Annotated in this window: 29 protein-coding genes; 2 read left to right on the plus strand and 27 right to left on the minus strand. The window is 55.6% G+C overall.

The window, feature by feature from the left end:
• Positions 1-3 precede the first annotated feature (3 nt).
• Both AC6I1V_RS14255 and AC6I1V_RS14260 read left to right on the plus strand, forming a co-directional pair.
• Positions 4-915, plus strand: coding sequence for an abortive infection family protein (locus tag AC6I1V_RS14255; RefSeq protein ID WP_497737114.1), 912 nt, complete (start codon positions 4-6; stop codon positions 913-915).
• Between the two features lie 62 nt (positions 916-977).
• Entirely contained in the window at positions 978-1,676 is a 699-nt protein-coding gene (locus AC6I1V_RS14260) for a TIGR02391 family protein (RefSeq protein WP_497737115.1), read from the plus strand.
• An 18-nt stretch (positions 1,677-1,694) separates the two neighbouring features.
• Here AC6I1V_RS14260 and AC6I1V_RS14265 read toward each other — a convergent pair.
• The 27 genes from AC6I1V_RS14265 to AC6I1V_RS14395 form a co-directional block, all read right to left on the minus strand.
• A protein-coding gene (locus AC6I1V_RS14265) for an IS1 family transposase (RefSeq protein WP_483986431.1) occupies positions 1,695-2,401 on the minus strand; the annotation gives its coding sequence in 2 pieces (ribosomal slippage) (positions 1,695-2,077 and positions 2,077-2,401; 708 coding nt in all).
• A gap of 387 nt (positions 2,402-2,788) precedes the next feature.
• Complete coding sequence (locus AC6I1V_RS14270; RefSeq protein ID WP_483986432.1) at positions 2,789-3,394, minus strand: hypothetical protein; 606 nt, start codon at positions 3,392-3,394, stop codon at positions 2,789-2,791.
• Positions 3,391-4,095, minus strand: coding sequence for a nucleotide-binding protein (locus tag AC6I1V_RS14275; RefSeq protein WP_291486704.1), 705 nt, complete (start codon positions 4,093-4,095; stop codon positions 3,391-3,393). Before AC6I1V_RS14275 ends, AC6I1V_RS14270 begins: the two co-directional genes overlap by 4 nt.
• 2 nt (positions 4,096-4,097) lie before the next feature.
• Positions 4,098-4,466 (minus strand): hypothetical protein, encoded by a 369-nt coding sequence (locus AC6I1V_RS14280; protein ID WP_291486707.1) that lies wholly within the window; start codon positions 4,464-4,466, stop codon positions 4,098-4,100.
• A 9-nt stretch (positions 4,467-4,475) separates the two neighbouring features.
• Positions 4,476-5,684: a relaxase family protein gene (locus AC6I1V_RS14285; RefSeq protein ID WP_291486708.1), complete on the minus strand. Its 1,209-nt coding sequence runs from the start codon at positions 5,682-5,684 to the stop codon at positions 4,476-4,478.
• On the minus strand, positions 5,681-6,028 hold the full coding sequence (locus AC6I1V_RS14290; RefSeq protein WP_291486711.1) for a plasmid mobilization protein: 348 nt from the start codon (positions 6,026-6,028) through the stop codon (positions 5,681-5,683). The genes AC6I1V_RS14285 and AC6I1V_RS14290 overlap by 4 nt, the downstream gene beginning before the upstream one ends.
• Positions 6,029-6,722: 694 nt before the next feature.
• Positions 6,723-6,932 (minus strand): helix-turn-helix transcriptional regulator, encoded by a 210-nt coding sequence (locus AC6I1V_RS14295; RefSeq protein ID WP_154511382.1) that lies wholly within the window; start codon positions 6,930-6,932, stop codon positions 6,723-6,725.
• A 379-nt stretch (positions 6,933-7,311) separates the two neighbouring features.
• Positions 7,312-7,533 carry a helix-turn-helix transcriptional regulator gene (locus AC6I1V_RS14300; protein WP_154511384.1) on the minus strand — a complete coding sequence of 74 codons (222 nt, stop codon included), beginning with the start codon at positions 7,531-7,533 and terminating at the stop codon, positions 7,312-7,314.
• Between the two features lie 18 nt (positions 7,534-7,551).
• A complete protein-coding gene (locus AC6I1V_RS14305; protein ID WP_291486715.1) occupies positions 7,552-8,757 on the minus strand; it encodes a tyrosine-type recombinase/integrase in 1,206 nt (401 codons plus the stop codon).
• Positions 8,758-8,831: 74 nt separating this feature from the next.
• On the minus strand, positions 8,832-10,091 hold the full coding sequence (locus tag AC6I1V_RS14310; RefSeq protein ID WP_497737116.1) for a type IV secretory system conjugative DNA transfer family protein: 1,260 nt from the start codon (positions 10,089-10,091) through the stop codon (positions 8,832-8,834).
• 11 nt (positions 10,092-10,102) lie between these two features.
• Positions 10,103-11,461 carry a secretion/conjugation apparatus DotM-related subunit gene (locus AC6I1V_RS14315; RefSeq protein WP_294621601.1) on the minus strand — a complete coding sequence of 453 codons (1,359 nt, stop codon included), beginning with the start codon at positions 11,459-11,461 and terminating at the stop codon, positions 10,103-10,105.
• Positions 11,458-11,973 (minus strand): lytic transglycosylase domain-containing protein, encoded by a 516-nt coding sequence (locus AC6I1V_RS14320; protein WP_294621608.1) that lies wholly within the window; start codon positions 11,971-11,973, stop codon positions 11,458-11,460. The genes AC6I1V_RS14315 and AC6I1V_RS14320 overlap by 4 nt, the downstream gene beginning before the upstream one ends.
• A complete protein-coding gene (locus tag AC6I1V_RS14325; RefSeq protein WP_294621613.1) occupies positions 11,970-12,386 on the minus strand; it encodes a hypothetical protein in 417 nt (138 codons plus the stop codon). The genes AC6I1V_RS14320 and AC6I1V_RS14325 overlap by 4 nt, the downstream gene beginning before the upstream one ends.
• A gap of 77 nt (positions 12,387-12,463) precedes the next feature.
• The gene (locus tag AC6I1V_RS14330; protein WP_294621619.1) at positions 12,464-14,587 is read right to left on the minus strand and encodes a DNA topoisomerase 3; all 2,124 of its coding nucleotides are present in this window, start codon (positions 14,585-14,587) and stop codon (positions 12,464-12,466) included.
• Position 14,588: 1 nt separating this feature from the next.
• Entirely contained in the window at positions 14,589-15,986 is a 1,398-nt protein-coding gene (locus AC6I1V_RS14335) for a zincin-like metallopeptidase domain-containing protein (RefSeq protein WP_294621635.1), read from the minus strand.
• Positions 15,983-16,198, minus strand: coding sequence for a hypothetical protein (locus tag AC6I1V_RS14340; RefSeq protein ID WP_294621642.1), 216 nt, complete (start codon positions 16,196-16,198; stop codon positions 15,983-15,985). The genes AC6I1V_RS14335 and AC6I1V_RS14340 overlap by 4 nt, the downstream gene beginning before the upstream one ends.
• Before the next feature lie 14 nt (positions 16,199-16,212).
• Positions 16,213-16,626 (minus strand): hypothetical protein, encoded by a 414-nt coding sequence (locus AC6I1V_RS14345; RefSeq protein ID WP_294621648.1) that lies wholly within the window; start codon positions 16,624-16,626, stop codon positions 16,213-16,215.
• Between the two features lie 18 nt (positions 16,627-16,644).
• Positions 16,645-16,914 carry an IcmT/TraK family protein gene (icmT, locus tag AC6I1V_RS14350; protein WP_294621663.1) on the minus strand — a complete coding sequence of 90 codons (270 nt, stop codon included), beginning with the start codon at positions 16,912-16,914 and terminating at the stop codon, positions 16,645-16,647.
• Positions 16,907-17,680 carry a phosphoadenosine phosphosulfate reductase domain-containing protein gene (locus AC6I1V_RS14355; RefSeq protein WP_294621677.1) on the minus strand — a complete coding sequence of 258 codons (774 nt, stop codon included), beginning with the start codon at positions 17,678-17,680 and terminating at the stop codon, positions 16,907-16,909. Before AC6I1V_RS14355 ends, icmT begins: the two co-directional genes overlap by 8 nt.
• Complete coding sequence (locus AC6I1V_RS14360; RefSeq protein WP_294621683.1) at positions 17,664-18,725, minus strand: type IV pilus twitching motility protein PilT; 1,062 nt, start codon at positions 18,723-18,725, stop codon at positions 17,664-17,666. Before AC6I1V_RS14360 ends, AC6I1V_RS14355 begins: the two co-directional genes overlap by 17 nt.
• A gap of 93 nt (positions 18,726-18,818) precedes the next feature.
• Complete coding sequence (locus AC6I1V_RS14365; RefSeq protein ID WP_294621690.1) at positions 18,819-20,081, minus strand: type IV secretory system conjugative DNA transfer family protein; 1,263 nt, start codon at positions 20,079-20,081, stop codon at positions 18,819-18,821.
• Positions 20,078-20,548 carry a DotD/TraH family lipoprotein gene (locus tag AC6I1V_RS14370; protein WP_294621697.1) on the minus strand — a complete coding sequence of 157 codons (471 nt, stop codon included), beginning with the start codon at positions 20,546-20,548 and terminating at the stop codon, positions 20,078-20,080. Before AC6I1V_RS14370 ends, AC6I1V_RS14365 begins: the two co-directional genes overlap by 4 nt.
• Positions 20,549-20,596: 48 nt before the next feature.
• Positions 20,597-21,025 carry a hypothetical protein gene (locus tag AC6I1V_RS14375; RefSeq protein WP_294621699.1) on the minus strand — a complete coding sequence of 143 codons (429 nt, stop codon included), beginning with the start codon at positions 21,023-21,025 and terminating at the stop codon, positions 20,597-20,599.
• The gene (locus AC6I1V_RS14380; RefSeq protein WP_294621701.1) at positions 21,022-21,663 is read right to left on the minus strand and encodes a hypothetical protein; all 642 of its coding nucleotides are present in this window, start codon (positions 21,661-21,663) and stop codon (positions 21,022-21,024) included. The genes AC6I1V_RS14375 and AC6I1V_RS14380 overlap by 4 nt, the downstream gene beginning before the upstream one ends.
• Position 21,664: 1 nt before the next feature.
• Positions 21,665-23,767: a DotA/TraY family protein gene (locus tag AC6I1V_RS14385; RefSeq protein ID WP_300682650.1), complete on the minus strand. Its 2,103-nt coding sequence runs from the start codon at positions 23,765-23,767 to the stop codon at positions 21,665-21,667.
• A gap of 12 nt (positions 23,768-23,779) precedes the next feature.
• Positions 23,780-24,880, minus strand: a complete 1,101-nt coding sequence (locus AC6I1V_RS14390) for a conjugal transfer protein TraW family protein (RefSeq protein ID WP_294625641.1) — start codon at positions 24,878-24,880, stop codon at positions 23,780-23,782.
• Positions 24,877-25,449, minus strand: a complete 573-nt coding sequence (locus tag AC6I1V_RS14395; RefSeq protein WP_497737117.1) for a hypothetical protein — start codon at positions 25,447-25,449, stop codon at positions 24,877-24,879. Before AC6I1V_RS14395 ends, AC6I1V_RS14390 begins: the two co-directional genes overlap by 4 nt.
• Positions 25,450-26,317: the final 868 nt, after the last annotated feature.

Raw genomic sequence — 26,317 nt, forward strand, 5'->3', positions numbered from 1 at the left:
GTGATGCAGGAAAGTCCTTATAAATACCTTAATCGGAAAGACCTCATTAACATTTTAATTGGAGCCAGAATAGATAAAAGAGTGGATATTGAAGGCATCACAATAGAAGTAACCATGCCATATCTTTCGGGACCTCAGATTTGTAATCTATCAGGCAAACTGGGAAATCCAATACAATATCCGCAGGATGGAGGGGGCCTAAGTCGATGGCAGTATTTTGCTAATTTATTAAATTTTTGTATCCAAAATAAAAAAGAAGAACTTCTCTTGCAAGAATTATTTAAACTTGAGAATTTCAACAATGTATTACAAAACTGCAACACAAAAAATATAAAATCTGCATACGAAACAGTAGTTGCCTGCATTCTAGAGCACGTCAATAAAGAGCTATATTTTTGCGGATATCAACTTAGAAAAGCTGGAAGCAATGTCTATATATGTATCCTTGATGCGCCCCTTGCTATCGAATCTAAGAAAATTAAGAACATTAACCATGACTACATTAAAGAATTAATAAATAGAACAGCTGATGACATGAACATGGGAAAGTACGACAGTGTATTAAAAACGTCTCGCACTCTCCTCGAAGAAGTCTTTTGCTCTGTTTTGGAAAAGAAAGGCGTCACGCCTTCAACGTCAGGAAAGATAACTGATTTATATGGTCAAGTTAAACAAGAATACGGAATGAAACAGAATCAGAACTTTGACAAAAGAGTAAACAATCTCCTGTCAGGTTTTGAAAAGATTCTTACTTCAATCTCTGACATGAGAAATGAACAAAGCGATGCTCATGGCGTTGGCTCAAAGAGAATACAAATTGCAGAGCATCATGCGCAACTCTTTGTCAATGCGGCCATAGTTATGGCGGACTTCATTCTTTCCGTTAGTGAAAAACAAAATAGTAATCCGGCATGAGCCTTCGCTCTGATTGTAGATTGTTGGCGCAATCAGACTGTTTAATTCTAGAGGGAATACAAATGGATATCGAAAAAATAAAAACTGTACATTCTTGGCTATGCAATACTATAAATAACTCTTTCCACATGCTAATAATACATCCGCAGGATATTTTAAATATTAACAATAAATTGTTTGAAATTATTTATGACATCAGGCAAGAATTCCCTTTTTTTAGTCAGGAACTTGCAACTATAAAGGATAACTTGTTTACAAATAATAAAATAAACCCAACAGTCTGCGGACAAGGTATAGAAATATTAAGAGTACTTCAAAACGTAGGAAATCAGGAAAAAGCCGACATATGGCGTCTTGTCCATCCAAGAATTATCTCCGTTTCCAAACAACTGTTTGAAGATGGTCACTACGCAAATGCAGCAGCAGATGCCTTTATAGAAATCAATGACAGAGTAAAGAAGCTCTTTTTAAAAGTGAAGCCTGATGAAACGAGAATTCCAGATGGCCATGCCTTGATGACTACGGTATTTTCTGAAAATAAGCCCTTGATAGAGATTTGTAATCAAACAACGGATAGCGGAAAGAACACACAAAAAGGATATATGCATATGCTGGCAGGCGCTCTATCTGCATTGAGAAATCCAAGAGTTCATGCAAATGTCAGCATATCGGCAGAAGATGCAATGCGAGAACTCATGTTTGCAAGTATGCTGATGTATAAAATTGATGAAGCAGTCCTTTATTCTAACATAAAGGAATAATAAAAATCTTCGAGGGTGTCAACTAAATAATGACGCAATATCTTTCCAGCTTCCATTGACATGGAATCTGGCAAAAAGTGCCATTGTCAGGTCTACCATTTCAAGAGTTTTAGATACGACTATTGATTTCCTCCTGAAACGCGCAAACCAATGTCTCTGTCTTCCGTTGTTCTGCTCAAGGTACACCGTTTGTGATTTGCTCTGATAGAGTTTATCGGCAACTATCACTTCAGGATATACTCCCCAGTTATCCGTGCAGAACAGCTCAACTTTCCACCTTGAAAGACGTTCCATCAATTTCGATAGCGTACCCTTATCCCTTCCTCCACATTCCCAGTCAATAAGCTCTCCAGTTTCTCTACGATAAGCTTTCCAGATCCATAGCTTGTTTTTTTTGACCCTAGATAATGCCACATTTCGTCGAGTTCAACAATGATGGCATCACCGGGCGCAGGTTTTTCATAGTGTGTTTTGGCGAATGTCTTTATCCACTTCAAAACAGCAGTCGGAGAAACCCCAATGAGCCTGGCTATAGCCCGTATGGAAAGCCCGAGCGTGTACAAGGTTACTGCCATGGCCTTTTCTTGTGCAGGCCGACCGCGAGGAGTTAGCCTGGTAAACTGCAAAGAACATGACTTGCACTTATATCTTTGTTTTCCTTGAACTTTTCCATTCTTGACGACTTCTATTGATTGACATTTAGGGCATGGCGGTTTTTCGTTCATGTAATCTTATCGCACATAAATGTCGCGAAGTCATTAGTTTATCAACACCCTCTTATATTCTTAACTACGCTACTTAGTTTTAGACTTCCTTTTTTGAAGAATGATCTTCCAATTTTTGCCCACCAAGACTATCAACAATATACGTTTAATGATATGCCAATGTTAAATTTCCTTTTAGAAAGGAAATTTATTGACTTTTCTTCACACGATTCTTTACCAATGGAAACAATATTACAATCTTATTAGGCTATTTTCAGTTTGAACCGATTTGTGTTTCAAACCATACGGCCTGCCGTCTCGCTAAAAAACGCAGTTTTTCCGCTCGCTTCAGGCCGTGCGGTGCTGTACCGCCGTCTCGCGTTTTACCTTTTTTAAAACTAAAACTCTCTAATATATTACACTCATAAGCAGCACAATTCCAACAATTACAAATAAAAACATGACTGCACAACTCTTTTTCCAAGCATCATCTTCATCAATAAAGAGCCGTGCGGTAATTACAAAAAGATAGATACCAGCAACGAAGCTCAAGCCTCCGCTCAGGATGCCGGACGGCATATTCAAAAGAGCAGCAGGCGGGAGAGAATGGCCGGAGCCGATGCAGAAGCCAGCCCAAAGCATCAGACTGCCAAAGACAAGAAGGCATATCAGGGCCGCAATGCCCAAAGGCACAAGGGTTGCATAGTGAATCTTGCCGGATAACCGTTCTGCCTGTTCCACGACGCTTTCGGTCAGGCGAGCCTGTGCGGCTGCTGTTTCGCTGGCGGCTGCTGCGCTGATACCGTCCATGATTTCCCGTGATGCGTCAGCAATCCTGTCCGGCAGGGCTTCGTAAAAAATTCTTTGGTACTCCAGAGCTGCCAAAAGCGACCAGAGAGCGTCGTCATCCCGCAAATGCAGCTGCCTGCCGATCTCCCGCAGGCGGGCGGATTCCTGTTCGGTAAACTTGCGCCCAAGGGCCTCCTCCAGATTGATAATGGCATCCATGCTCATGCGTTTTCTCCCAGAACCTGCGTAAACAGGGAAGCACACAGAGAGCGCCAGCGCTGCACTTCGGCGCGTGTCCCAAAGGGCATTTCCGCGCACGCTGCACGCAGGGACATCCGCCTGGAATAAAGCCAGTCGGCTACACGGTTGGCAACAGCCGGAAAATCCAGCGTACCGCCCTTTCTTTCCACGGCTTCACGCGCTTTTGAGGCGTTATAAAGGTCAAAACGCTGCGCCTCCCCAAAGTACAGATTACGACAGACATAAATCCGCACGTCGGCAAAGACTTCCTGAAAGGAATGCAGCAGTTCTATGGAATCCCGGTGGCGGTTGATAATCCAGAATACACACAGTTCACGCGCCATATCCTGCAAGGCCGCCTTCATGATTTCGCCATAACTGTTCGTGCTGGTCTTGGTACGGGCTGCCGCATTGATGACGACGGCGTATTCCGGGAATTTCTGCACCATGTCGAGAAGATCCGCCCAGCCGTCAGCATCATCGAGACTGTTCATGCGGCAATGCAGATTGGGCAGCTCCAGAGAGCTGTGCGCCTTGTAGACATCAGGATTGTCGGTGTCCGTATCCACCAGCAGGACGTTGGCTTCCCTGTTGAGCAGGTAGTCCACCAGCGCAAAGGAAAAAAGGCTTTTGCCCACGCCGCCCTTGCTGCCGCCAACATAAAAGACACTGTTCTGAATAGTCATTGCTACAACTCCGAATCCGGTATGTCCGGGGTATAATAAGAAGGCGTCTCTGCCGATGCCGGAGCGGCGTCTGCCGGGGCAGAAGCCGTATCCCGCGCTTTTGAGGGAGAGGAAGCCCGCTTGCGCGTTGTTTCCCCTTTGGGAAGCAGCCTTGCCCGAATGACTGGTGGTGGAATGCTGACATTGCCGTCGGCCATGATCTCGGACAATTCCCTTACGGTATAGCCCTTTTCCAAAGCCTTGCGTATCTGGGCGTCGAGCAGCTCAACGGCTTCTTCCCTTGTTTTGCCAAGGTTCTTGTCCGGCAGGTCATCCAGCGTTTTCTGCATGGCCTTGATGTCTTTCATTGCAATGCGCTTGAACTTTCCCATGCGTCCGCCTCATCGCATCCGTATGCGCGGGCTGCTGCGCTCCCGCTCCTGCGCTATGCGCCGTTTTTCAATCTCAGCAACAAGGTCTGCAAGTTGCTGTACACCGCTTCGACATCGCTGAACAATTTTTTCAAACTGCGCACTTCCGCCACAAGAAGCATCTGGCGCTCCTCCAGCTCTTCCAGACGTGTGCCGCACTCCTTCAGCCGCGTCTCGTAATTTTCCTCCATACGTTTCAGCGTCTGAAGCAGCATCTGCTCTGTTTCGCTCATGGCAAACTTCCTTCTGTTTTTCCGGCAAATGCAGGGAAACGGCAGGTCTTGCCTCTTTCCATTTCAGCGGATAACGCTTCCTGTTCTGCCGTGTGCGTTTTGCCAGAACGCGCCCCAGTTCGGCCTCAAGGCGGGCGATGGTATGCGCCGCCTGTTCCGGTACATGAGCCCTGCCTTCCCTGTCCGCAGCTTTCCAGTCCTGAGAAAACATGCCGCCCTTCAGACGCAGTTTCATGCCCGTTTCCGGTTCGATGACGCTGACGTAGTCCTTGCCCTGACGGTTGATAGTCAATCCCAGCTCTTTCAGCGCCTTCAGAATGTCCGTGCGTTCCCTAATCTCTCCTGCCGCTCTCCTTTCCCCAAGGTGGGCCAGAATGGCGTCTCTTACCTTGTCGCGTTCTCCTGCCCGGAGTTCCTTTCCCCATCTGGCCAGACGCGCCCTGAACAAATCAGCCTTTTTCGGCAGAACCTCCCGGCGTCTGGCAGGATCATCCGGGCGGGCCCAGCCTTCACGCCAGTTGAACAGATCTCGAAAAACATCAAAGTCCTTCTGCCAGCCGGGCGGACAGGCGTTAAAATCCTTTCCGCTGGAAAGCTCCAGACGCGGAATCAGAAAATGCAGCTCATGATGCCCCGCATGGGTATGACGAACCCAGAGAATATTGCGCTGATCTTCTTCAAGCCCGGCAAAGGCCACATGTTCAAAAGCGTCCATCACAGCGTTTTCCTGCTGCTCGCTGACGCAGTCATCAGGATGCCATGCCAGTACGCCGGACGTGAATTTCCATCGCCGCTCTATGCTGTCGATAAGCGCACGGGTCATGGCAGGATCGCCGCGCAATACCTGCGGGGGGCGTGTGTCTCTTCCCGGATAATCCGTGCGCACAAGATAGCGGCTGGGCTTGTCTCCTGATCCGGTTCCATGCGGAAATACCTTCATCATCATGACGCCTCCCCCGTACTGCTATCCTCCGGGGCTGCCGTGGCAAACTCTCTGATATGCCTTTCAAGCTCCTTCAGGGCCAGCAGGACTTCCACGGCCTCAGCTGCCTGCTTGTAAGTATTGGCCCAGCGTGCAAGCTGATTGATATTAACGCCAATACGCGCCAGCTCACGCACGCGGCGTCTTTCTTCGGGAGTTCTTCGCAGTCGTATGCCAAGGCAGGTCTGCCGCACATAATCCGACATGCTCATGCCATGCAGCCCGGCATTGAAGCGAAGAATGTCGCGTTCTTCCGGGTAAAGGCGTATGATAACAGCCGCAGTGCGAACCGGTTTGACGCGCTTCATCGCCTTGCCTGCCTTTTGCCTTTTCGGGGTTCGAAGGGGCAGCGCCCCTCGCCAGCCGTGAAGTATGACGCGAAGCGTCTATACGAAACGTAGGCTGGCCCTCGGAAATACCGCCGGACAAATACGCAGACATGAGCAGAAGAACAACATGGTGACAGATCAGCATCCGGGTAATATCGGAAACGCATATGCCGCATAACCGGATCGCATGTGGCACGCGACATGATGACAGGAAGCGTTTGCCGGATCGGTATAACTCCGATAACGGATTCGCTTTCTGCCGCAGACGGATCACTATCCGTCTTCCGGGAAGTCAGTATCCGCCTATGCCAGAGACAGGCACCGGGCATAGACGGGCCTTTTTCTGGGGCGGTATTCCATGAACAGGCAGCAGGTAACGCCTGCTGTTGCTGCTCGGTATCCTGCGTACCGCTGTTCTTTATGCGACCACTGCAAAGAACGTCTGCGCAGCTTTCCTGAAATGTATGTGCGGCCTTGCTGGTATGTGACCTTCCTTTGACAGAGCCCCCGCCGGAGGCTTCCTCGTCCGTCGCCCGCATGTATTTTTTGCCGGAAGCAAGGGCATAAGCGTCAAGGCCCGCGAAGCGGCCCGCAAGGGCCTGGCCTTGACGCGCTGCCCGCTTTCGGCAGATTTGCGGGAGTGACGGACGACGAGCCGGGAACAGGGTCATGCCTATTCTTCTTCCTTTTGCGAAGAGGAGAGCTTGTCCAGCAGGGCATAAATATCCGCTGCTTTCCAAACAGCGGTACGCGGGCCGAGTTTGATAGGCTTGGGGTAGCGTCCGCTCTTGCATCCCGCCCACCATGCACTGCGGCTGATGGGGATGAGTTCCAGAATCTGGCGCAATCGCAACAGGCCTTTAGTGTGCTCAGGTGTCGGCATAATTTCCCCTCCTCGGTATTTTGCGCAGCATATCATGCCTTTTCCGGCGTCCCCTTTTTTTCTCCTGATTGCGCCATTGCACATGTCCCATATTGTCCCATGAAATACCTGTTATATTCTCAAAAATATATTTTTTTATCTTGACAACTTTTTGCAATTCTTTGCACAGCAGTAAAACTTTTTGGAATAATTAGTTTTCTTATTTTTCTTGTTCCCCATGCTTTCCTTGTCTGTATTTGGGTCTCATAGACATAAAAATATCCGGGAAAGCCTCTTGCGTACTGTGTATACTTTTGGACTTTTTGATACATAAAGGCCGGTGCGTGCCACTGAGGGGCATACACCGGCCTTACCGTTTTCTGTCCGGGAAAGACAATGCTCAATCCAGAGGAACTGCCTGTTCCTCACAAGCCGGGGAAGGAGCCTGCCTTATCAGGGCTGCAATGTCTGTACTTCTCCATGCCGTCGTGCGCGGCCCCAGCTTGACGGGCTTGGGAAACCTGCCATCCCTGCATCCACGCCACCATGCGCTTTTGCTTACAGGGATCAGTTCAAGAACCTGCGGTAGGCGCAGCAAAGAATCTCCTGCCGGGTATGTCATGGCTTTCCTCCTGCTGTTTCAGCATGTTTCACTGCATTGGCGGGCCTTTTCCCTCAAGTCATCAAGAAAGTCAGACCATGTCTGCATCATATTGCGCCGTTCCGGCAGATACTGCGCATGGTTGTAGGCAGCCCGGACGGCGTCTCTGTGATCATGCGAAAGCTGCCGCTCTATCCAGTCGCTATTGAAACCCATTTCATTGAGCAGCGTCGAGGCCATTGAACGGAAGCCATGAATGCACATTTCGCTCCCGGAGTATCCCTTGCGCCGGAGTGCGGCCAGCATGGTTGACTTCTGGATCGGTTTTTCCATGTAGCGTGCAGATGGAAAAAGGTAACGGCCATTGCCTGAAAACCGGTGTAACTCCCGCAGAATTTGCAGTACCTGCCGGGAAAGGGGGACTATGTGCATTTCGCGCTTTTTCATCCTCTCCGCAGGGATGCGCCATTCTGCCCGCTCCAGATCGAATTCTGTCCACTCTGCCCAGATCAGCTCTTTTTCTCTCACAAAAACATGCGGCATGATCCGCAGGGCGCAGGTAACGGGATAGTATCCGGGGTGTTCATCAAACTCCAAAAGGAGTTTACCGATCCTGTTCTTGTCCAGAATTGTTGGATGATGCTTCGGCCTCTTGGTACGGATTGCGCCTCTGAGGTCTGCGGTTACGTCATGTCTGGCGCGTGAGGTGGCAATGGCATAACGGAAGACGCGCCCGCAGAGCTGAATGAGCAGATGGGCTTGATTCAGCCTGTCCTGCTTTTCAAAGGGCTTTACGAACGCCAGAATGTCTGCCGCCTCAATCTGGGTTATCGGCATGGAACCGATATGAGGAAAAATATGCTGCTCCAGACAATGCAGCAGATGGGCCCTTCCTGCCGGCAAAATGTGGACTGTCTGCGTTTCCTGCCATTCCAGCGCAATATTTTTGAAGGAATTGGCTTCTTCCGCTTCTCTGGCGGCTCTGGCCGCCTTTTTATGCTGCGCTGGGTCTATGCCGTCCGCAAGGAGCTTTTTAGCCTCGTCGCGCTTTTCACGGGCCTTCTTCAACGTGACCGTTGGGTACTCCCCGAAACTGAGGAGCTTGCTCTTCTTGTTGAAGCGATAGGCCATGCGCCACAGCTTGCTGCCGCTGGTCGGAATATAGAGAAACAGGCCGCCTCCATCCGCGTATTTTCTGGCCTTTTCTGCGGGCTTCAGGCTCTTGATGTAGGTATCGGTAAGCATGGACAGACCTCCCTGAAGGACGTTGCAGGAGCCTTTTGGGGCTTTTATCCGCTTATTTGTACAATTTCAAAGTGTTATGCGATTTCCCTTTTGGGGCATCCCAAGTTTTGATACCCACATATATACCCACAAAAATGCAGGCTGCAAGCGGACTTCTCTGGACTATCCAGACTACCGCTCAAGAATATTTTACAATAAAAATAATATATTATGGAAAAATAAAGACTACTGTGAATCTCAATCCACTGTTGCATGATGGCGTCTGCAAAGTCCACTTCGCCATCTTCCGCGCCGTAGATGTGGCTGTAGGTATCGGTCAGACTGGAAAGAGCCTTGCCGAAATAGGATTGCGCGTAACCGAACTGTTCCGCGAAGGATTCCGGCTGGTCTTTCAGGTCGCGCCCGGCAATCCAGCCGGAGGTGGCAAGAGCCGCCTGGATGGACGCGCGGGATTCCTCATCCAGTTCGGGATGCAGGGCCAGAGCCACGCATTTTTCCAGAGCCAGGGCATCACGGATGATTGAGGTGGAGAGCTTGAGCAGTCCCTTGTCCCGCAAGTCCACCAGAGCGTACATGACGCCGGAAATCAGGGCTTGCGCCTTGTCCGCGAAAATGGAATTGGCTCCATCCGAAGCGGGCATGAGAGAAACAAGAAGCTGCGTCAGGGCTTCCGCCGAGCCGAATGTGAACGGGTTGTTGGTGTTGGAAAGACGGCGCGGGGACTTGCCCTTGACCTTGCCTGACGTGCCGTAGTTCAACACGCGGAAGTCGTCATCCCGGCCAAGGAATCGGGCCATCTGCCATATCTGCACAGCCAGCTTGGGGCTGGCCTTGGGATCGATGTAGAACAGCCCGCTTGCCGTTGCCAGAGCGTTGTAGGACAGGGAAACAAGCGTTTCCGTCTTGCCGGAACCTGTCGTGCCGAAGAGCAGGCAATGGGTGAGAATATCCTTGGCTTTCAGCCAAAGCTCCTGTTTGTCCTGAAGTCGATTGCCGAGGAAGAAAATGCCCTCCGGTCTGGCAAAACCGCCCCGTCCGGGCAGGGGATCGCCTCTGTCCGTACCGGAGAGGCCCATCGGCATACGGAACGGCAGGCGTTCGCCGTTCACGCAGACGCAGCGGGCAAGGAACAGAGCGATGCCAACCAAAAACAACGGCGTCGCCAGAACGGGAAAGAGGAACAGACACACCCCCGCGCCGAACATTCCACCGATTTGTACCTGGCCGAGCTTGAGCGCGTCCGCGAGACGTTGCGAGGGGGAGCGTACATCACGGTGCAGGCGTTTACGTTCCTGTGTTTCGTGGTCTTCCAGACCTCTGATGGTTCTGTTCATAAGTGGAACCTCTAGTAGTATTCGTCAGCTAAATGTTCATCTTCATTGGCGTCGTATTCGGGGTTTTCTTCCGGGGGGCAGAGAACCACATCCGCGTCCGGCGGCGATTCAATGGAAGGAGTTTCAGTCTCGGAGTTTGAAGTTTCGGCGGCGTCAGCGGGCGGAACCGGGATTGTTTCCGGCATGGGCGGCACAAAGATTTCCGTCAGCCAGCCCTGGGCGGAAAGGGCTTCTTTGAGACTTGCCACAGCGGGAGCCACATGCGGTTCAGTCAGAGCCTTCCCTTCCTGTTCTTCCGCCGTATAGTGCGCCCATGCCGCAAAGCCTTCGGCCCATGCCGCCCGTCCGCCGCATTGATTGAGCGTGTACCAGAGCGGCCTGTCCATCGGGCGAAGCCACAGGAACTGCGAACCGGCCAGTACGCCTTTTTGCCGCGCCCGGTACAGCAGCGCCATGAACCAGGGCAGCTCATAGGCGGCATGACTGGCCATGTTCTTCTCGGACAGAACATCCTTGTGCCGCGCCCATGCTTTTTTCAGACGCTTCTCAAAGGCGGTGTCCGTCAGCACGGGACAATCCGCGTTCCCGTCAATTTCGTTGTAGGAACTGGAAACCATGTCCAGCATGCTGACGCAGCCCTTCTTGTCTCCATTGGCGTAGGCCAGAAAAGCGACGGCCAGAGCGCGGCGGCAGGGCGAGAAGCCCTCATAGCCCTCAAAGGATTTGCCGAGCTGTTCCGTCAGCACGGCAAGGGCCTTTTTTTCATCCAGCCGGGCGTTGCCCCATGCGGACAGTTCCGTGGACGGCAGGCCGTTTTTCAGGGCCTGTTCCGGCGTGAACGGTTTTCCCTGTGCATCGAGCAGTAATTCATTCTCCAGCGCGAACTGCACCGGCGTCCGGGCGATTTTCCACGGCCCGGAATCATGGGATTCCGGCGAGAGCAGATACTTGCCGCGCCCTACCACAGGCCGCAGGCAAGGGAAGGACTCCGCGTTGTTCCGGAGCAGACTTTCCATATTGAAGCGGCGGACAAGACCACCCACGCGCCCCATGAAGATGGCGGCCACGCCGAACAGAACGAGCAGCAGCGCAAAAGGCCAGCGAATCCACGAGCCGGTGTAGTGGAGGACTTTTTGCATGGTTTCCCATGACAGAGAGGCCGGATCAGCTTCCGCAATGCGTGTCCAGGCTGTTTGCGCTTCATCAAAGAAGGGCGTGAAGACCTGAATCTGGGCTTTGGCCAGGGCAAGCAGCGGCCTGTTCACGCTATCGGCATGAGCGATATACAGGGCGGGCAGCACCACAAAGACAAGAATCAGGAAGGCGCACCACAAAAAAAGGTGGTCATCCCTGTTATCCCGACCGTTCATTGTCCCGCCTCCCGCTCAAGAACAGAGAGCGAGAAAATCCCTTCCCGGCTCAGACGTTCCAGATTGGCTTGTACTCGCCGGATATAGGCATCCCGGCGATGCGGCGTCCGGGAGTGATACGCGCCGATGGCCTGCCAGAGACTGCCCGTGCGCTGATATTCCTTCCGCAGCAGCCAGGCGGCGGCATACGCATTGATGCGGCCATCACGGAGTACGGCGTCAGGTGCAATGCCCATCGCGGCCAACTCGTTAAGATGAATGGTGTTGACCTGAAACGGCCCGATGTCCCATGTGCCGTTCCTGTTGCTCAGGGCTTCCCCGGTTTTTCCGCCTTCCGTGGCGAGAATGGCGAAGAGCGCGGCGACGGGCATTCCGCTGATGCGGGCGGCGTCCAGAACACAGTCAGCCGTCAGCGGACGCAGGGGCGGGAAAACGACTCTTGCCCGTTCAGCGGCAAAGGCCGCATCCGGCAGCAGCCACAGAGCGGCGAGAAGAAAGAACGCCGCTCTCATTTGAGTTTCCCCGTAATTTTGACGATATAATCCCCGCCGGTGCCGTAGACCTTGAAGGGATTGTTGCCGCCCATGCCGTTGACGGCGTTGTTGACCTGATTGTGAGCCTCGTTGATTTTTCGGTTGATGTAGGAATTGACCTGACTGCACATGCCCGCGACAATCTGATCCATACTCGGCAGGGTCACGCCGAGAGAGAAGGCGTCGCCAATGGCATTGACGGAACCGAGACAGCCGGAAAGCGCGTCCCGTTCGGTTTCCGGGTCGGGCATGAGAATATCGTGCGTATCCGATACCCGTCCGTTGCGTTCCTGAATCGCACCGCCCACGGCGTCCTGCATATCCTGACAGGAACCCGCGAAACACGGCGCGGCCAGAACCATGCACAAGAGAAACATGGCAATATATTTCATGTCGCTATCTCCATGAGGGGCAAGGGGCATGATGCCCCTTGCGGGGGAGTGGGGGCAGCGCCCCCACATCTTCCCTCCTATTTTCCTCTTTTCTTTGCGTTGAAATCAGGAGCGCCGTTCGGAGCTACGGGCCAGGTCTTTTTGCATCCGGGATAGCCGGAGCAGCCGTAGAACTCGCCTTTCGCACCGGAGCGTTTGACGAGCGGCTTGCCGCAAGCCTTGCAAGCGTACTCGGAAAGTGCGGGTTTGGGCCTGGCCTTGCCGGGCTTGCCGTTGTCATCGGGCAGGATGACCGGGCAATCAGGGTACGCTGTACAGCCCCAGAACCACGAGCCGTCCTGCTTACGTTTGCGGCGGTTCAGGGCCGCACCGCAGGCCGGGCAGGGAAAGGTGGGCCTGCCGTCTCCCAGAATGGGGGCAAGCAAATCCGGCAGAATCTTTTTTTGCTCCGCAAGAAAGGCATCGAGTGTTTCCCTGCCCTGGGCAATGGCCTCAAGCCGGGATTCCCATTCCGCCGTGGTGATGGGGTCTTTGAGCGCGGACGGGGTAAGGTCGATGATTTCCCGCCCCAGGGGCGTGGAGACGATGGACTTTTTGTCAAGCTCCAGATAGCCGCGTTCTTTTAGGGTTTCGAGAACCCCGGCACGGGTGGCTTCGGTGCCGATGCCCCTGGCCTCCTTGAGCGCGGCCTTGGCGTCGGCATCGGCCACAAAACGATGGACATTGGCCATTGCCTCGATGAGCGTGCCCTCGGAAAAACGGGAAGGCGGGGAAGTCTTTTTCTTTACGCTTTCCACTGTGCGGCAGGTCACGGCATCGCCCTGTTCAATCGGCGGCAGGGATTCCTCTTCCTGCCTGTCGTCTTCCTCATCATCTTTGAAAAAGGCCGTCCATCCGGCGTCCACCATGCGTCGTCCGGCGATTTCCCAACGGGTATCGGCAAGGTTGACCGTGATTTTTCGCGCTTCATAACGCATGGGCGGGTGGAATTGCAGACAGAACGCCGTGGCAATCATGGTATAGAGAGAGCGTTCCTCCGGCTTGAGATTGTCCGGGGGCAGTTCACCCGTAGGCGCGATGGCATGGTGTGCGGTGACTTTCCGCGTGTTCCAGGCTGCGCTTTTGAGCGAGGCGTCAGCCTTTCCCGCGATCTGTTCCAGACCGGAAAGCGAGGAAAGCGCGGCCAGTACAGCGGCGGCTTCCTGATACTGCTCGACCGGCAGATAGCGGCAGTCCGTCCGGGGATAGGTGGTCAGTTTGCGCTCATAGAGGGATTGCGCGATGTCCAGCACTTCCTGCGCCGACATGCCAAGTCTGGTGGAAGCGGCTTTTTGCAGGGATGAAAGGCTGTACGGTAGAGGAGCGGCCTTAGTTTTGTTCTCCCGCAAGGATTCCGTGACAACACCCTCCACGCCGTTGACCCGTTCAAGAACGGCGGCAACCTGGGTGAAATCCACGAGCCGCCCGGAAGCGTCCAGACCGGCCTGCATCTCGGAGGGCACGAAGTTCGCCGTAAATTCTCCGGCGGTATGAACGAGAGAGGCCCGCAGTACGAAATAATCCACGGGGTTGAAGTTGGTAATCTCTCTGTCGCGGGCAACGACCAGAGCGAGGGTGGGAGTCTGGACGCGGCCCAGAGACAGCACTTCAGAGCGTCCGCTATCCCTTCCCTTGATGGTCAGGGCGCGCGTGGCGTTGATGCCCACCAGCCAGTCGGCCAGACTTCTGGCGCGGGCGGCGTCGCGCAGCGGCGCATAGGGCGCGTTGTCCCTGATGTCGTTCAGGGCGATGTGGACGGATTTGTCATCCAGGGAAGGAAGCCAGATGCGGGCTACAGGGCCGCGATAGCCGAAATGTTCCAGCACCTCATCGACGAGTAACTGGCCTTCGCGGTCGGGATCGCCCGCGTTGACCACGGAATCGGCCTCACGCAGCAGGGAACCGATGACGGCAAGCTGCTTCGCGGCTTCCTTTTTGACCTTGTATTTCCATTCAGAGGGAATAATGGGCAGATGTTCGCGTCGCCATTGCGAATATTCGGGCTTGTAGTCCTGCGGCCAGGCAAGTTCGAGCATGTGCCCGAAGCACCATGTCACCACATCGCTGCCGCAGCGGATGCACCCGCTCTCCGTGCGACCGTTGCCCAGGCCGTTGGCGATGGCTTTTGCAAGATTGGGTTTTTCGGCAATGAAAAGTCGCATATTACATCCTCATACGCCGCGCGGAAGCGGCTTTCTGTTCGTTCAGGGGAAGGGGATTTTCCACAGCGCCCGGCGCGGACTGGAGTCGTGCGTCCAGTTCCATGTGCAGCGTCTGAGACACCTGATCGCAGAGCGCGGCCAGTTCTCTGGTGGCGGAAGGGTCGAGCCTGAGCGCCATGTTCAGGAAGTCGGGATTCTGGAGAATCAGGCGGGCCTTGACGGTCAGGTCGTCCGTTTTGTCAAAGGCCCTCGCTGATTTTGCCAGAGACTGCGGCGCGGCCCCGCCGGGCACGGGACGAGGCGTTCCGGAAAAGGCGTTTTCACGGAAGGAGACGCCCGTCACGGCATCCCGCTGCTTTTGCATGGCCTCTAGTTCCGGCCATGCTTCGGGTCTGGGGAACCACCAGTCACGCGGCTTTTCTCCGGCCTCGAACTGACGCAGGGAAGTCAGCGTTCTGGCCGCGTCAGCAGCCGCCTTGAACAGCTCCGCAACATCGCCGCCGGAAAACTTTTGGTTCCAGTTGGCCACTTGCGCGGACGCGCTGTTGTCGGGCATGGGCAGATTGAATTTCGCCCCGGCCAGCAGGGAGAACAGTTCCGCCCGCATCTCCTCAAAAGCGCGGCTTTTGAGGGTTTCTGGCTCTGCTTGCCTATTTTCCCGCGAGCTGTGGCCGGTTGCTTCATAAAAGCCGCGCAACTTGGCGGCATAGTAGGCGTCCGAACTGGTGAACGTGTCCGGGAACGGCATCTTCATCACATCTTCGGCATGACTGTAGGCAGCCGGGCCTTCGTGGTGTTCGACAGTAACGCCGGAATCAGCGATAAATTTCTCCAGAAAGGCGTTGCGTTCCTGTTCCGTGAGTGCCGGAGCCTCTTTTTCCTTGGCGGGCAGGCCGGAAATTTGCTCCGCATTGAAGACCGTGAACGGATAAAACAGCGTCTTGTGCTGGACAGGCGGAAGTTTTGCGCCCTGCCTGCGTTGCGCTTCAATGGCTCTTGCTTCCTCCTGAGAGTGGAATGTCCACTTTTTGTCTTCCCCGATGGTGAAAAAGACTTCTTCGGGTCGCAGGAGCTTGACGCCGCGTTCGCCCTTTTTGATGCCTACTTTCAGATTCGGATGCTCGCTCTGGTATTGCCGCACCTGCTTGAAGGTCAGCCAGCGGTCGTCGGAATAGCCTTTTTCCATGCCCGCCAGCATAAGACGCAGCATGTTGGGGCCGCCGTATTCCCTGCCGCTTGTGGGACAAAACGGCGTCCCTGTTGGAGTGTCAGCCACATGGGGCTTCCCGGCGGCTTTGGAAGTCAGGGCGAGCATGGCTTCGGCAATGCCGTTGACAAACTCCTCCTGCACCTCGCGGCTGACCTGAAAGCGGCTTTTTTTCTCCTGTGTCTGGCTCATGCGTCCTCCCGTGCGATGTCCACAAGAATGGTATCCGGTTCTTCCAGAGGATTGAGGAATCCGGCGGCAATGGCTTCCTCGCGGCTCATGAGAAACGCGCCCGCGTCAAGCTGACGTTCAATGTCCGCCTGGGTGAGTGTGACGCGCTCCTTTTCAGGGAAGCGAACAGGCATATCGAACAGGCCAAAATCATTTCTTTTTTGTGTCGTCATATTCTCATTACTTCCTATTCGTTCGGGTCAAGCAGGGCACTGATGAAAAGGGACAGTTCCACTACCGCTTCTTCAGGAAGGTTGTATCTGCTGCAAAAGTCCACGGCGCTGGAATGTCCGGGGAGAGAGTAAAGAGTGGGTTTCTTCTCATCGTCGATGTCATACAGCCAGAGATGACGCAGAGCTTTTTTCCCTGAACTGTTTTTCAAAATACAATCAGCTCCAAATTTGCATTCATAGGTTTTCAACATTCCGTTATCCTGGAGAGTATGGAACGCATCCATCATGGCTGCATATTCAGTCTGTCCGTGCCCAAGCAGGATTGAGCGCTCCAGTGTGCCCTGAATATCCTTTTCAAAGAGGTCATCATGTTGCAGACAATAGGAAGCGGCATCCTCAAGGTTCAAAATTGCAGCGTAATGATTCATGGTCACTCCTTTTTGTTGTTACCAGCGGCAGCGTTTGCGCCACAGGGTTTCAGTGTTTCTTGTTTCCCGCCTCCGTCCCATGCAGGCCACGCGGATGGCGCGGAAACAGGCAATGGGCGTCATGCCGGTGCGCTGCACCAGATAGAGCGCGACAATGGCGGCAAGCGCCAGCCCCGCCGTCCACCAGGCCCAATGAAAGAGCCACAGGGCCAGGGGAAAAACGGCGCGGGCGTCCAGAATGAAGATTTTGGGCGTGAGTGCGGTATCGCGCCAGAGAACGTCAGCCATTGTCCACCTCCTCCGCAAAGCGGACATCCAGAGCGGAGACGCTGGAATCCTTGAAACGCCTTCTGTTTTCGGGCAGCCAGGATTCCATAATGAGCATCCGCTGCCACAGGTCAGGGAAGTAGCTGCGAAGTGTCCGCAGTTCATCAAGAGGCTGCAAAGGACAGCAGAAGCAACTGACACGGTTGAAGAAATGGTACAGTCCGCCCCAGGTGAAGCCGCGTTTGTAGCAGTAAGCCAGCGCGTCGGCCTCAGTGACGCCCCATTCCACCAGCGGATACCGCTGCACATAATAGGTACTGTCCCTTTTGGTGGGGCCAGCCAGCCGATGCCGTTCATCGGCGGCAAAGCCGATACACTTGTACAGGGGCAGCTCAAGGCCGCTCTGATGTGTGAGTGCCAGCAGGTGGGCTTTCAGAGCATCCTGCTTGCGCCCCGTACACCAGCGAACGGGAGCATTAGGCCAGCCGCGCCCGACCATATGCACCTGGCGTGTTTCCCGCCTGACTACCGGATATTCGGAAAACATCCAGTCAAACGGCGACTTGTCCGTTTCCACATCTACCGGCAGTCTGGGACGCAGGCGTGTAATTTTCAGGCCGGTGAAGGTTTCAAGTTTTTCCAGATGTTCGTACATTTCGGGAAATTCCCATCCGGTATCAAAAAACATGACATCGGCCACGGATTCGCCGCGTTCAAGGAGCATGAGCAGCATGGCCGTGCTGTCCTTTCCACCCGACAGGGAAACGACATTAGATGTTTGCTTCATGGTTATTTCCTCCCTTGCCCTTGCGTTCCGCCAGAATCGCCAGGTAGCTGTCTCTGGTGATGTTCCCGTTTTGATAGGCGGCTTGAGCGGCATCCTGAATCCGTTGACCGGAAGCAGCCAGCAGGTCTTCGGTTTTCAGAATCAGACGTTCCAGCGGAGTTTCCAGCAGCGTTTCCCGGATGTCCGGCGTAAAGGCCAGATATTCGCGCAGGGCGATGCGTCCGCTGTTGTCCGGCAAGGGGAGCAGGCGTTGGGAAATGACCAGCCGCAGACAGGAAAGCAGCGTGGCCGTCACCTGTAGCCGTTCCGCAAAGGGAAAGACGTTGATGATGCGGGAAAGCGTTTCCGGCACGGAGCGGGTATGCACGGTGGAATAGGCGGCGACGCCGATTTCCGCGCTCTCCATCATGCCACGAAGGGTGTCGGGATCGCGGCTTTCCCCGATAAGCACCACGTCCGGGGCCGTGCGTGTGCTGTTGCGCGTAGCCGTAAGGAAGGACTTCAGGTGTTCGGGAATCGTGCTTTGTGAAACAGGCCCGCCGGGATTGGGCACGGCATCGAAATCAAACTCAATGGGCGCTTCGTAGGTACTGACGTTACGCCCGCCGCTTTCGATGATACGCCGCAGAATGGCGGCCAGCAGCGTGGACTTGCCCGAACCCATCACGCCCGTGACCAGCACCAGACCGTTGGACGGCATGGCGTGGTCAAGGATGCCCTGTTCCACGTTCAGGTCTTCCAGAGCGGGCGGCGTGGAAGGAATGGTGCGGAAGACGATTTTGACGCCGGTTGAATACCCGTCCGCCACCGGCGTGGCGTTGCCGCGAAAACGGCGGCGAACACCGCGTGATTCCTCGATTTCGTGGGCAAAGTCATAATCCGATTGGCCGGATTTGATGAGCGCGGATACGGAGTTGTTTTTGGTCAGCCGTTCCAGCGCGGCCAGCAGTTCATCCGTGGTGATAGGTCGTTGCGTGACCTTCCGCCATAAGCCGTTCAAGCGCATCCATGCGGGCAGACCGGAGCGCAGATTGAGGTCGGACATGCCGCAATGGGTTCCCCAGAGCAGCAGGTCGTTGAGTTCCGTATGCGTCCAGCGGATACGGGGTTCATGAGGGTAGAAATCGCTGGCCCCATGCTATTTTCCTCCTTTCTTTCGGGACGCGGCGGGCGCGACCGTGAACGCGGAAGGCGCGGTAATCCGATATACCTTCTGGCCGATGTTCAGCTTGTTGCCATTGTCGGATCGGCGTGTCCCCAGGTCGGAGGACGCGGTATTGACCCGACTCAGAAGGTGCTGCGCGGTGAGCAGGTGATAGAGCATGACGCCGCGATAGCTCCGCGCCATGCGGGACACGTTGTCGGCATAGAGCTGGTCGGCCTCGGCCAGCCCCTGTGCCCATGCCTCGCGCACGGCGGCTCGCCAGATGGCGCGTTCTTCCGTGTTTTTCGGCAACAGGGCGGGATTAGGTTCTTCCGGCGAGGGAAATTCATCCGCCATGAGAAATTCCCGCCAGTTGGGTACGACCGCGACGTATCGCGCCGGTTCCAGCAATTCATAAGTGGTTTTCGCTGCCGTGGCCGTGGCGTCATCTTCAATACGCATGGACGCGCCCGCCCGCGCGATTTGCGGCGGCATGATCAGGGCTTCACCCTGAGTGAGCATGAGGGGCGCAAAGTTGAAAGCCGTATCCATGATGGCGCTGTAGCGTTCCGTTTCCTCCAGGAGTTGGCCGTAACGCCAGGACATGGCTGTCTGGAAGGTGACAAGCCGCGCCGCTTCCCGGATGGCTTTGGGGCGCATAAGCTGAACGGCGGTTTTCTCTTTGCCGGTCGCCGTACCTGTCATTTCCAGCAGTCCCGCAAGTTCGGCGGGATCGCCGTGACGCGGCCCGGAGGCCGGGTCTGCGGGAATATGGACGGCAAGGTACTGCCCGGAACCGTCTTCCCGGTACGATGCGTCATAGGGAGTGAAGGCTCCTTCTTTGGTTACACCATCGGCAGGCTTCGGCGCATTGGCTATTTCCGGCGACACGGGCGCGGGATTGACGGCTTCACCCTGTCTGACGGCGCAGCCGGTCAAACCGGCGCAGAGCAGAAACGGCAAAACAAGTACAGCCAGCTTTTGCGATGCGTTTTTTGGGGACAGCTCAACTTGCTGAAAACGCTGACAAAGGATATTCACCACGCGCGAGGCGTGACGCATGACCACGATGCAGGCAATCAGCAATGCCAGGATACCGCTTCCACAGAGAACGATGCCGGGCGTGGACAAGTCGGCGGCGGCAAAGCCGTCCTGAAAACCTTCCCGAAATCCTTTTTGATAACTTTCCATGTGGATGGGAGCCTCACGCAAATCAGGTAAAGGCTCGTTGGGGAGAAGGATGGCGGGAGCTTTCATGACCGTGCCTCCGCGCCGGAAGTTCTGGCCAGCGTGAGTACCCGGTTGACGGAATCGACGCGCACTACGGCCTGCGGCTGAATCTGCCATGCGATGTCTTCCAGCAGTTCATGCGCCGGGCGGTTCAAACCGCGCACCACGACCGTCAAAGCCTGCGCGGAAGGACTCCCCGCCTCTTTATAGCGGTAGCCGAGTTGCAGGCAGATTTCCTTGAGCGCCCCGGACGCTTCACCCGTCCAGGCAAGAGAAACGGGCAGGTTCAGCGAGGGATCGGCGGGCGGCAGCAAGGGTTGCATCCCCTGCCCGCGCAGTCTGGCGAGCATGGCGAGTTCGCCGTGGGCCTGTTCCGCAGCCTGCCCAAGCGTAGCTGATACGAAATCGACTTCATGAGGAACCGGAGGTACGGTTTTCTCCGCGCAGGCCGCAAGAGCCAGACAGGGCAGTATCAATAGGGTTCTGGGAAACACGAAGCTACTCCTTTCATAATTAAGGTTAAGAGAGACACACCCCGCCCGTTACGGACGCTTGCGGAACTGCAACAGCCAGCGGCACAGCGGCGTAAAGCGACGGTGACGTAGAATGGAAATGCGCCAGAGCGTCGTGACCATGCCGAGCAGACAGGGCGGTGCAATGCAGGCCAATGACAGGAAGGAAACCGGACTGTGCGACCATGCCGCCGTAATGAGGCAGGCCAGCACCGGAACGGCGAACACCGGCAGACGCAGGCGCAAGGCCGAGATGACGCCGGGAATATCCGCGTCGGCAATACCCCAGGCCGCAAGCACGAGGTTAAAATCTTCTTCCAGCGCGGCCTGTTCCGAGGCCGCGCGGTTCCGCCGGAAAGCGGCCAGCCGGGAACGGAAACCGGAACGGAGTTCCGCCAGGTGCTGACGGGATTCGCCAGCGACAGCCAGAAGGCTTGAAAGGGAAACGGGCGTTTTCATGCACACCTCCAATCGGGGCAGTTCGCCTCAAACACGGCGCGGGCAAAGCCCATCGGCGTGGCGCTGCGGAGGTTCACTCTTTCCGGTGAAGGAGGAAGCCGGTGCATCCTGCTGCCCTGTACCGGCTCAAGCCGTTTGGGTGGCGGCATGATGAAGCCGCCCCCTGTCCAGAGGCAGGTTTTCTTGGTGTACAGGTCGTTTTCACCGCCTGGATAACCCGCGTAATCACAGGGATCGAAGGTGAAATCGGGTTTGCGCCAGTAGGTTGAGATGGTGGAAACGGGGTTTTCGATGAGGTACGGCGCATGTGTCCATTCCGCGAGGCGGATGGAGGCATAGAACAGGCGTATGGACTGGAACAGGGCGAACAGGCCCTTGTCCCTGAACCACCGTGCCCCGGAAACGGCCACATCCGTGCAGGGCGGGAAGAAGGCGGCAAAGGTGATGGGTCTGAACGGCGGCAGCCAGTCGCGCATGTCCGCGCCGACACGGATAATGTTTCCCTGTCTCGTTTCTCCCTGCGGATGCTGTATATCGACGCAGTAACAGAGGTATCCCGCTTCCGCCCAGGGGCGTATCATGTTGCCGGTCAAGTCAAAGCAACTGATGACGGTTTTTTCCTTGTCGAAAATATCCATATCAGCTCCTGAAATTCTGTTGCGTCAGTCCCGGCCTGGGGCTGGACGCAGGGGCCTGCGGCGTTGAAGTCCGGGCGTTGCCCGCGCCGGGGTTGTTCCATTGCCGCGAAATGTCGCCGCGCAGTTCCCGCGCTCCATGAGCGCCGGAGGAAACCGCATTGGTGGAACCGACAAAAACGTTTTTCACGCCCGCCTGGTCTTCCTTTTCTCCCAACCCGTGGAACTGCTGGCCTATCCAGTTGGTGACGTGTTCGGGCAGATAGTGAATAAGGGAAAAGAATTTGTTGACCGTCATAATGACCACGATGCCGAGGATGACCAGCATGGCGAATGTACCGGTGATGCCGATGATTTTTGTCTGCATGGTTCCGCCGACAAATATCTCGAAACCCGCGCCGAGCAGTCTGCCCACCACGTTCATGAGGATGACGGCGGCGAAGAATCCGCAGACCATGAGCGGCGGACGGATGAGGATTCCGAGCAGGAGGAAATAGCCCCGTTTTCCGTGCTGGCCCGCAGCGCCGTCCCCTTCGGGCAGGGCATGGGCGCAGAGCCAGAGCGGGGCCGCGACCAGAGCTTCCACCACCAGAATAATCCAGCCGACGAGAGCTGAAATCCAGCGGATAAAGGGAATGGCGGGCAGATAATAAGCCAGCGCTAGGCCATAGAGCAGGAGCGGCAGAAAGACCGTGAACAGAGCGAAACTGATGTACTTGTCCAGATTGGGAATGGCCTTGCCCACAAACGGCAGCGCCTTGCCCATCGAGTGGGCCACGTCCACAACGCCGAGCACCGAGGCCAGCCCCCAGGCCGAGCCGATGAGGTAATCCCCCACATCGGATACGGCCATAATGGGATCGCTGGAGGACAATTTTTCGATGGCTATGGGCAGGATATTTCCGGCCACAAGCTGATTCAGCGTTGCCCGCAGCCAGTTGCAGATTTCATCAAAGGCGCGTCCTTCATCGGTTACGGACGGTGTGGCCGTGGTGTCGGAAATGCCGCGCCGACTGGCGTAGGCAGTCTTGATGTAGTTGGCTACCCTTTCTTTGGCGGCTTCATAATCCCGCAGACCGTGCATCAGCGCCTGAAGTTCCGATACCGTGTACTCGTGCGGACTGTAGGAAATGCCGGAATACATGGCCTCGCGGACTTCCTGGTTTATCCACGAAATAGACCAGTACGACGATCCGGCGATAAACCAGCCGTATTGCGCGGCGTTTTCCTTGAACTCGTTGAGCTTGCCCTGAAGCTGCCCCTGCTGCGCGTAGCTTTGTACATCGGCCAGAATGGTCTGGTTGACCGTATTGGCCGCATCGTACAGGGCGCGAGGGTCAACGGAAGAAGCCGGAGTATCGGGATCGGCAAGCTGTTGCGCCAGGGGCGAGAGTGCGGAAATGGCCGCGCCCACGGCATTGACCTTGCCCCGGCACAGGGCGTCACTTTCGTCCACGCAGGAAACCGTGATGCTTCCCGCATTGCCGTTGAAGATGAATTTGTATTCGCCCCCGGACTGGAACCAGTTGCCGCTGTATTTCCATTCTCCGCCCGGCGTGATGTTCAGACCGCGCCTCTCGTTCAGGTAATACTGGAGCGTCAGCGATTCCAGCGCACCATTGGTGATGGACGCATACTGAGTGACGTTCTGATCCGGAGCCTGGGGGGAGAGCTGGCCGCCATGCTCCACAAAATAGTCCGTACCCAGTTCCCAGACATAGTTGCCGAGGTTGATGGAAAAGCCGATGCAGGCCAGAATCGCCACCTGAAACAGACTCAATCCCTTGAAAATGGGAGCCAGAGCGCCCATTGCGCCCACAAAGCGCAAGGGCATCCACAAGGAACTGTATCGCTTGCCGAAAGGCGTTCCCTCGTGCGCTGTTCCGGCCACGGCGACAGCCAGAATCCACAGGAACAGCGCGGAAATGACGGCCAGCGCAATCAGGTTGAAGGCGCTGAACATTTCAAGCATCAATTCCGATGCCTGCGAACCGCCGAGACTCGTGCCCCAGGTATCCCATCCCTGGCCGAGAAAGGTATCAAGGACATGTTTACTGGCATCGGTCTGGAGCAGGACTTCCGAAGTCGCGGGGAGGTCAGATGCCATAATCTTCCCTCCCTACTGCTGTGCGCCGACCATGCGCGTGTAGAGGTCATCCATTTCCCTGCCGGTAGTGCCTTCCATGCGAGTGAGGTAGTCCAGCGAGGCAATGACGGTCAGCCTGTCGAGCAAATCCGTATTCTTGCGCGTCAGTTCCAACTGGAACGCCTGCATGATGACCAGCTCCCGCAAAAGTCCCGCATCAGTCGCGGAAGCGACTTGCGCGAACCAATTCGGATTGCCCACGCGCATTTGTGAGAGGAGCTTGTACAGCCCGGCTTCCGAGAGCTTGCCGTCCACTATGCCGGGCGGCGTGCCGCTCCCGCCCGCTTCCGACCACTGGCTTTCCGCCCAGGCAGTCACATCATCCGGCAGCGTGGGCGCGTGATACACCACATGATTGTTCAGGGATTCCATGACGGCTGCCACCCGCTCCTCATGGATTTTTCGTGCCGCCGCGTAGGTCTGCCCGGCGGGCGTTTCCTTCTGTTCCTCCGTCACCACCGGAAGCGGGCGGGGATTGGCCAGCGTCTTGACGGCTTCATGGGCCTGCGCCACCTGGTCTTCCGTGAGCGTGCCGCCCAGCGGAAAGAGCGCGTCCAGACTTTCCTGCTCCGAAGGCTGCTCATCGGCCAGTACACGCTGCAGAAATTCCACCGGTTTTTTGCCCGGCGTGTTGGCATGGGCAAGCTGTTTCTCACGCATGGTTGCGTGGATTTCCTGCCCGGCCTGAGCGCCGAGCTGGATGCCCGCGCCCAGAGAACTGCTTCCGCACAGCCCGGCGGGTTGCGCGGCCTTGCCGTACATATCCTCGGTTTTCATGGCTTCGCCCGCCACAGCCTGCCCCTTGAGCGTGGCGGCATTGCTTTCCTTGAGTGCGACCAGCGCCCGCACGATGGTGGCCGATTCCGTTTTGATGGTGCCGATGATGTTCTGCGCGGCCAGCAGAATTTCCGAACGGATGGCTTGTGCTTCCGTCGCTGTGTAGGCATTGACCGCCTGAATGGTTTCGGACTTCGCCGCCGTGACGATGGCCCTGACGGAGCCGCAGCCGCAGCCTCCGGCCCAGACCTGAGCCGGAAAAACCGTTATCAGCAAAGCCAAAAGAACTTTTTTCATAGTTCCCTCGCTATTTCGTTGGCAATTTCCAGAATGACGTTGACGACTTCCCCATCGGCGTCGCTCTGGTCTTCGACATTGCGCCTGCGGCGTTCCACTTCGGCCTTGGCCGAACCGCCCGGAAAACGAGCGGCCAGCCGCCGCAGGGTTTCGGACGGCCCCAGGCGCTGATAGAGATTGTTGCGGATAGCCACGTCTTCCGTGGTGGTGGAAAAGGCCCACAGGGATTGAGGGCCTATGGTCAGACTGAGGACAAGCTGTGACATGCCCGAACCTGTCCTGAACAGGGCAATGAGATTGGAACCGGCCTTGCCGGGCTTGCCCAACCGTGAGAGCGCATGACGGCAGGCCCCGTTCAGGCCGAAGCGTTCCGAGATATTGTCGATACTTTTTTCCGTGCCGGAACCGAGGATGACGACCGTAGTAGCCAGTTCGTCGGTGATGATTTTGGGAATATCGTCAATGGACTGCGTATACAGCCCGATGGACAGGTTCCACTTGCGGCTTTCGCGGGCCATTGTGGTCATATCGGCCTGAAGCTGGCCCGCCACCGAGACGTTGTTGGTCACGCGATGCGCTTCATCGTAGCTCAGGCGTTTTTGTGATTTATCTTACTGAAAAAAATAGAATAAAAATATTTTGAAAAAAATTTTACCCCGTCAGATACCCCGAAACTTCGGGGATTTCATCTGACGGGGTGAGATGTCTCTGGATAATCAGGAAAAAGAAGGAGATGGACGAAACAGCGCGGGAACGGGGTAGAGGGCTGTTCCAATGAAGACGGCGGACTTCTGCCTGGTGGCGTTTCCCCGCCGCTGTTAAGCCAAGAATACCCATCCGCATGGGAAATGGCAAATCATATATGTCCATAGTGGGAACATCACGTTATGCCATATTTCCTTGCGCGGGAGAGAGGAGGGAAATCCCCGGCTCTTCGTCCGTCACACCCGCATGGGTGCCGGAAGCGGGCATTCCGTCAAGGCCAAGCCCTGCCGGGCCGCTTCGCGGGCCTTGACGTTCATGCCCTGGCTTACGGCCTTATATACTCGCGGGCGACGGACGAGGAAGCCTCCGGCGGGGGCTCGGTCAAAGGAAACTCGCAGGTCGGAAGCACAAAGACAAAGGCACAAAAAAGCGTTTCCCGCCTCCCGCAGTTTCCCCACATATCGACACGGCGGACACGATACGTGCAAATCTGTCTCGGCGTATGCTCCACAGAGTTTCCCCGATACATACGGCGTGGCCTCTCGCCCGGAGTTCAGATGTCCGTGCCGTCATGCGCGTTATGCCGACCTTGCCTTGCGTCGGATACTGACTACACGGTTTGCGCATAGCGTTCAGGCATTCGCCGTATACCGTCTCCTTATATGCCGGATGCTTGCCCGGCACTGTCGTCATGCCCACCAGCGACACGCCGGATACACACCTGCCGCATTC

The sequence above is a fragment of the Bilophila sp. T19-St14 genome (assembly GCF_059728385.1).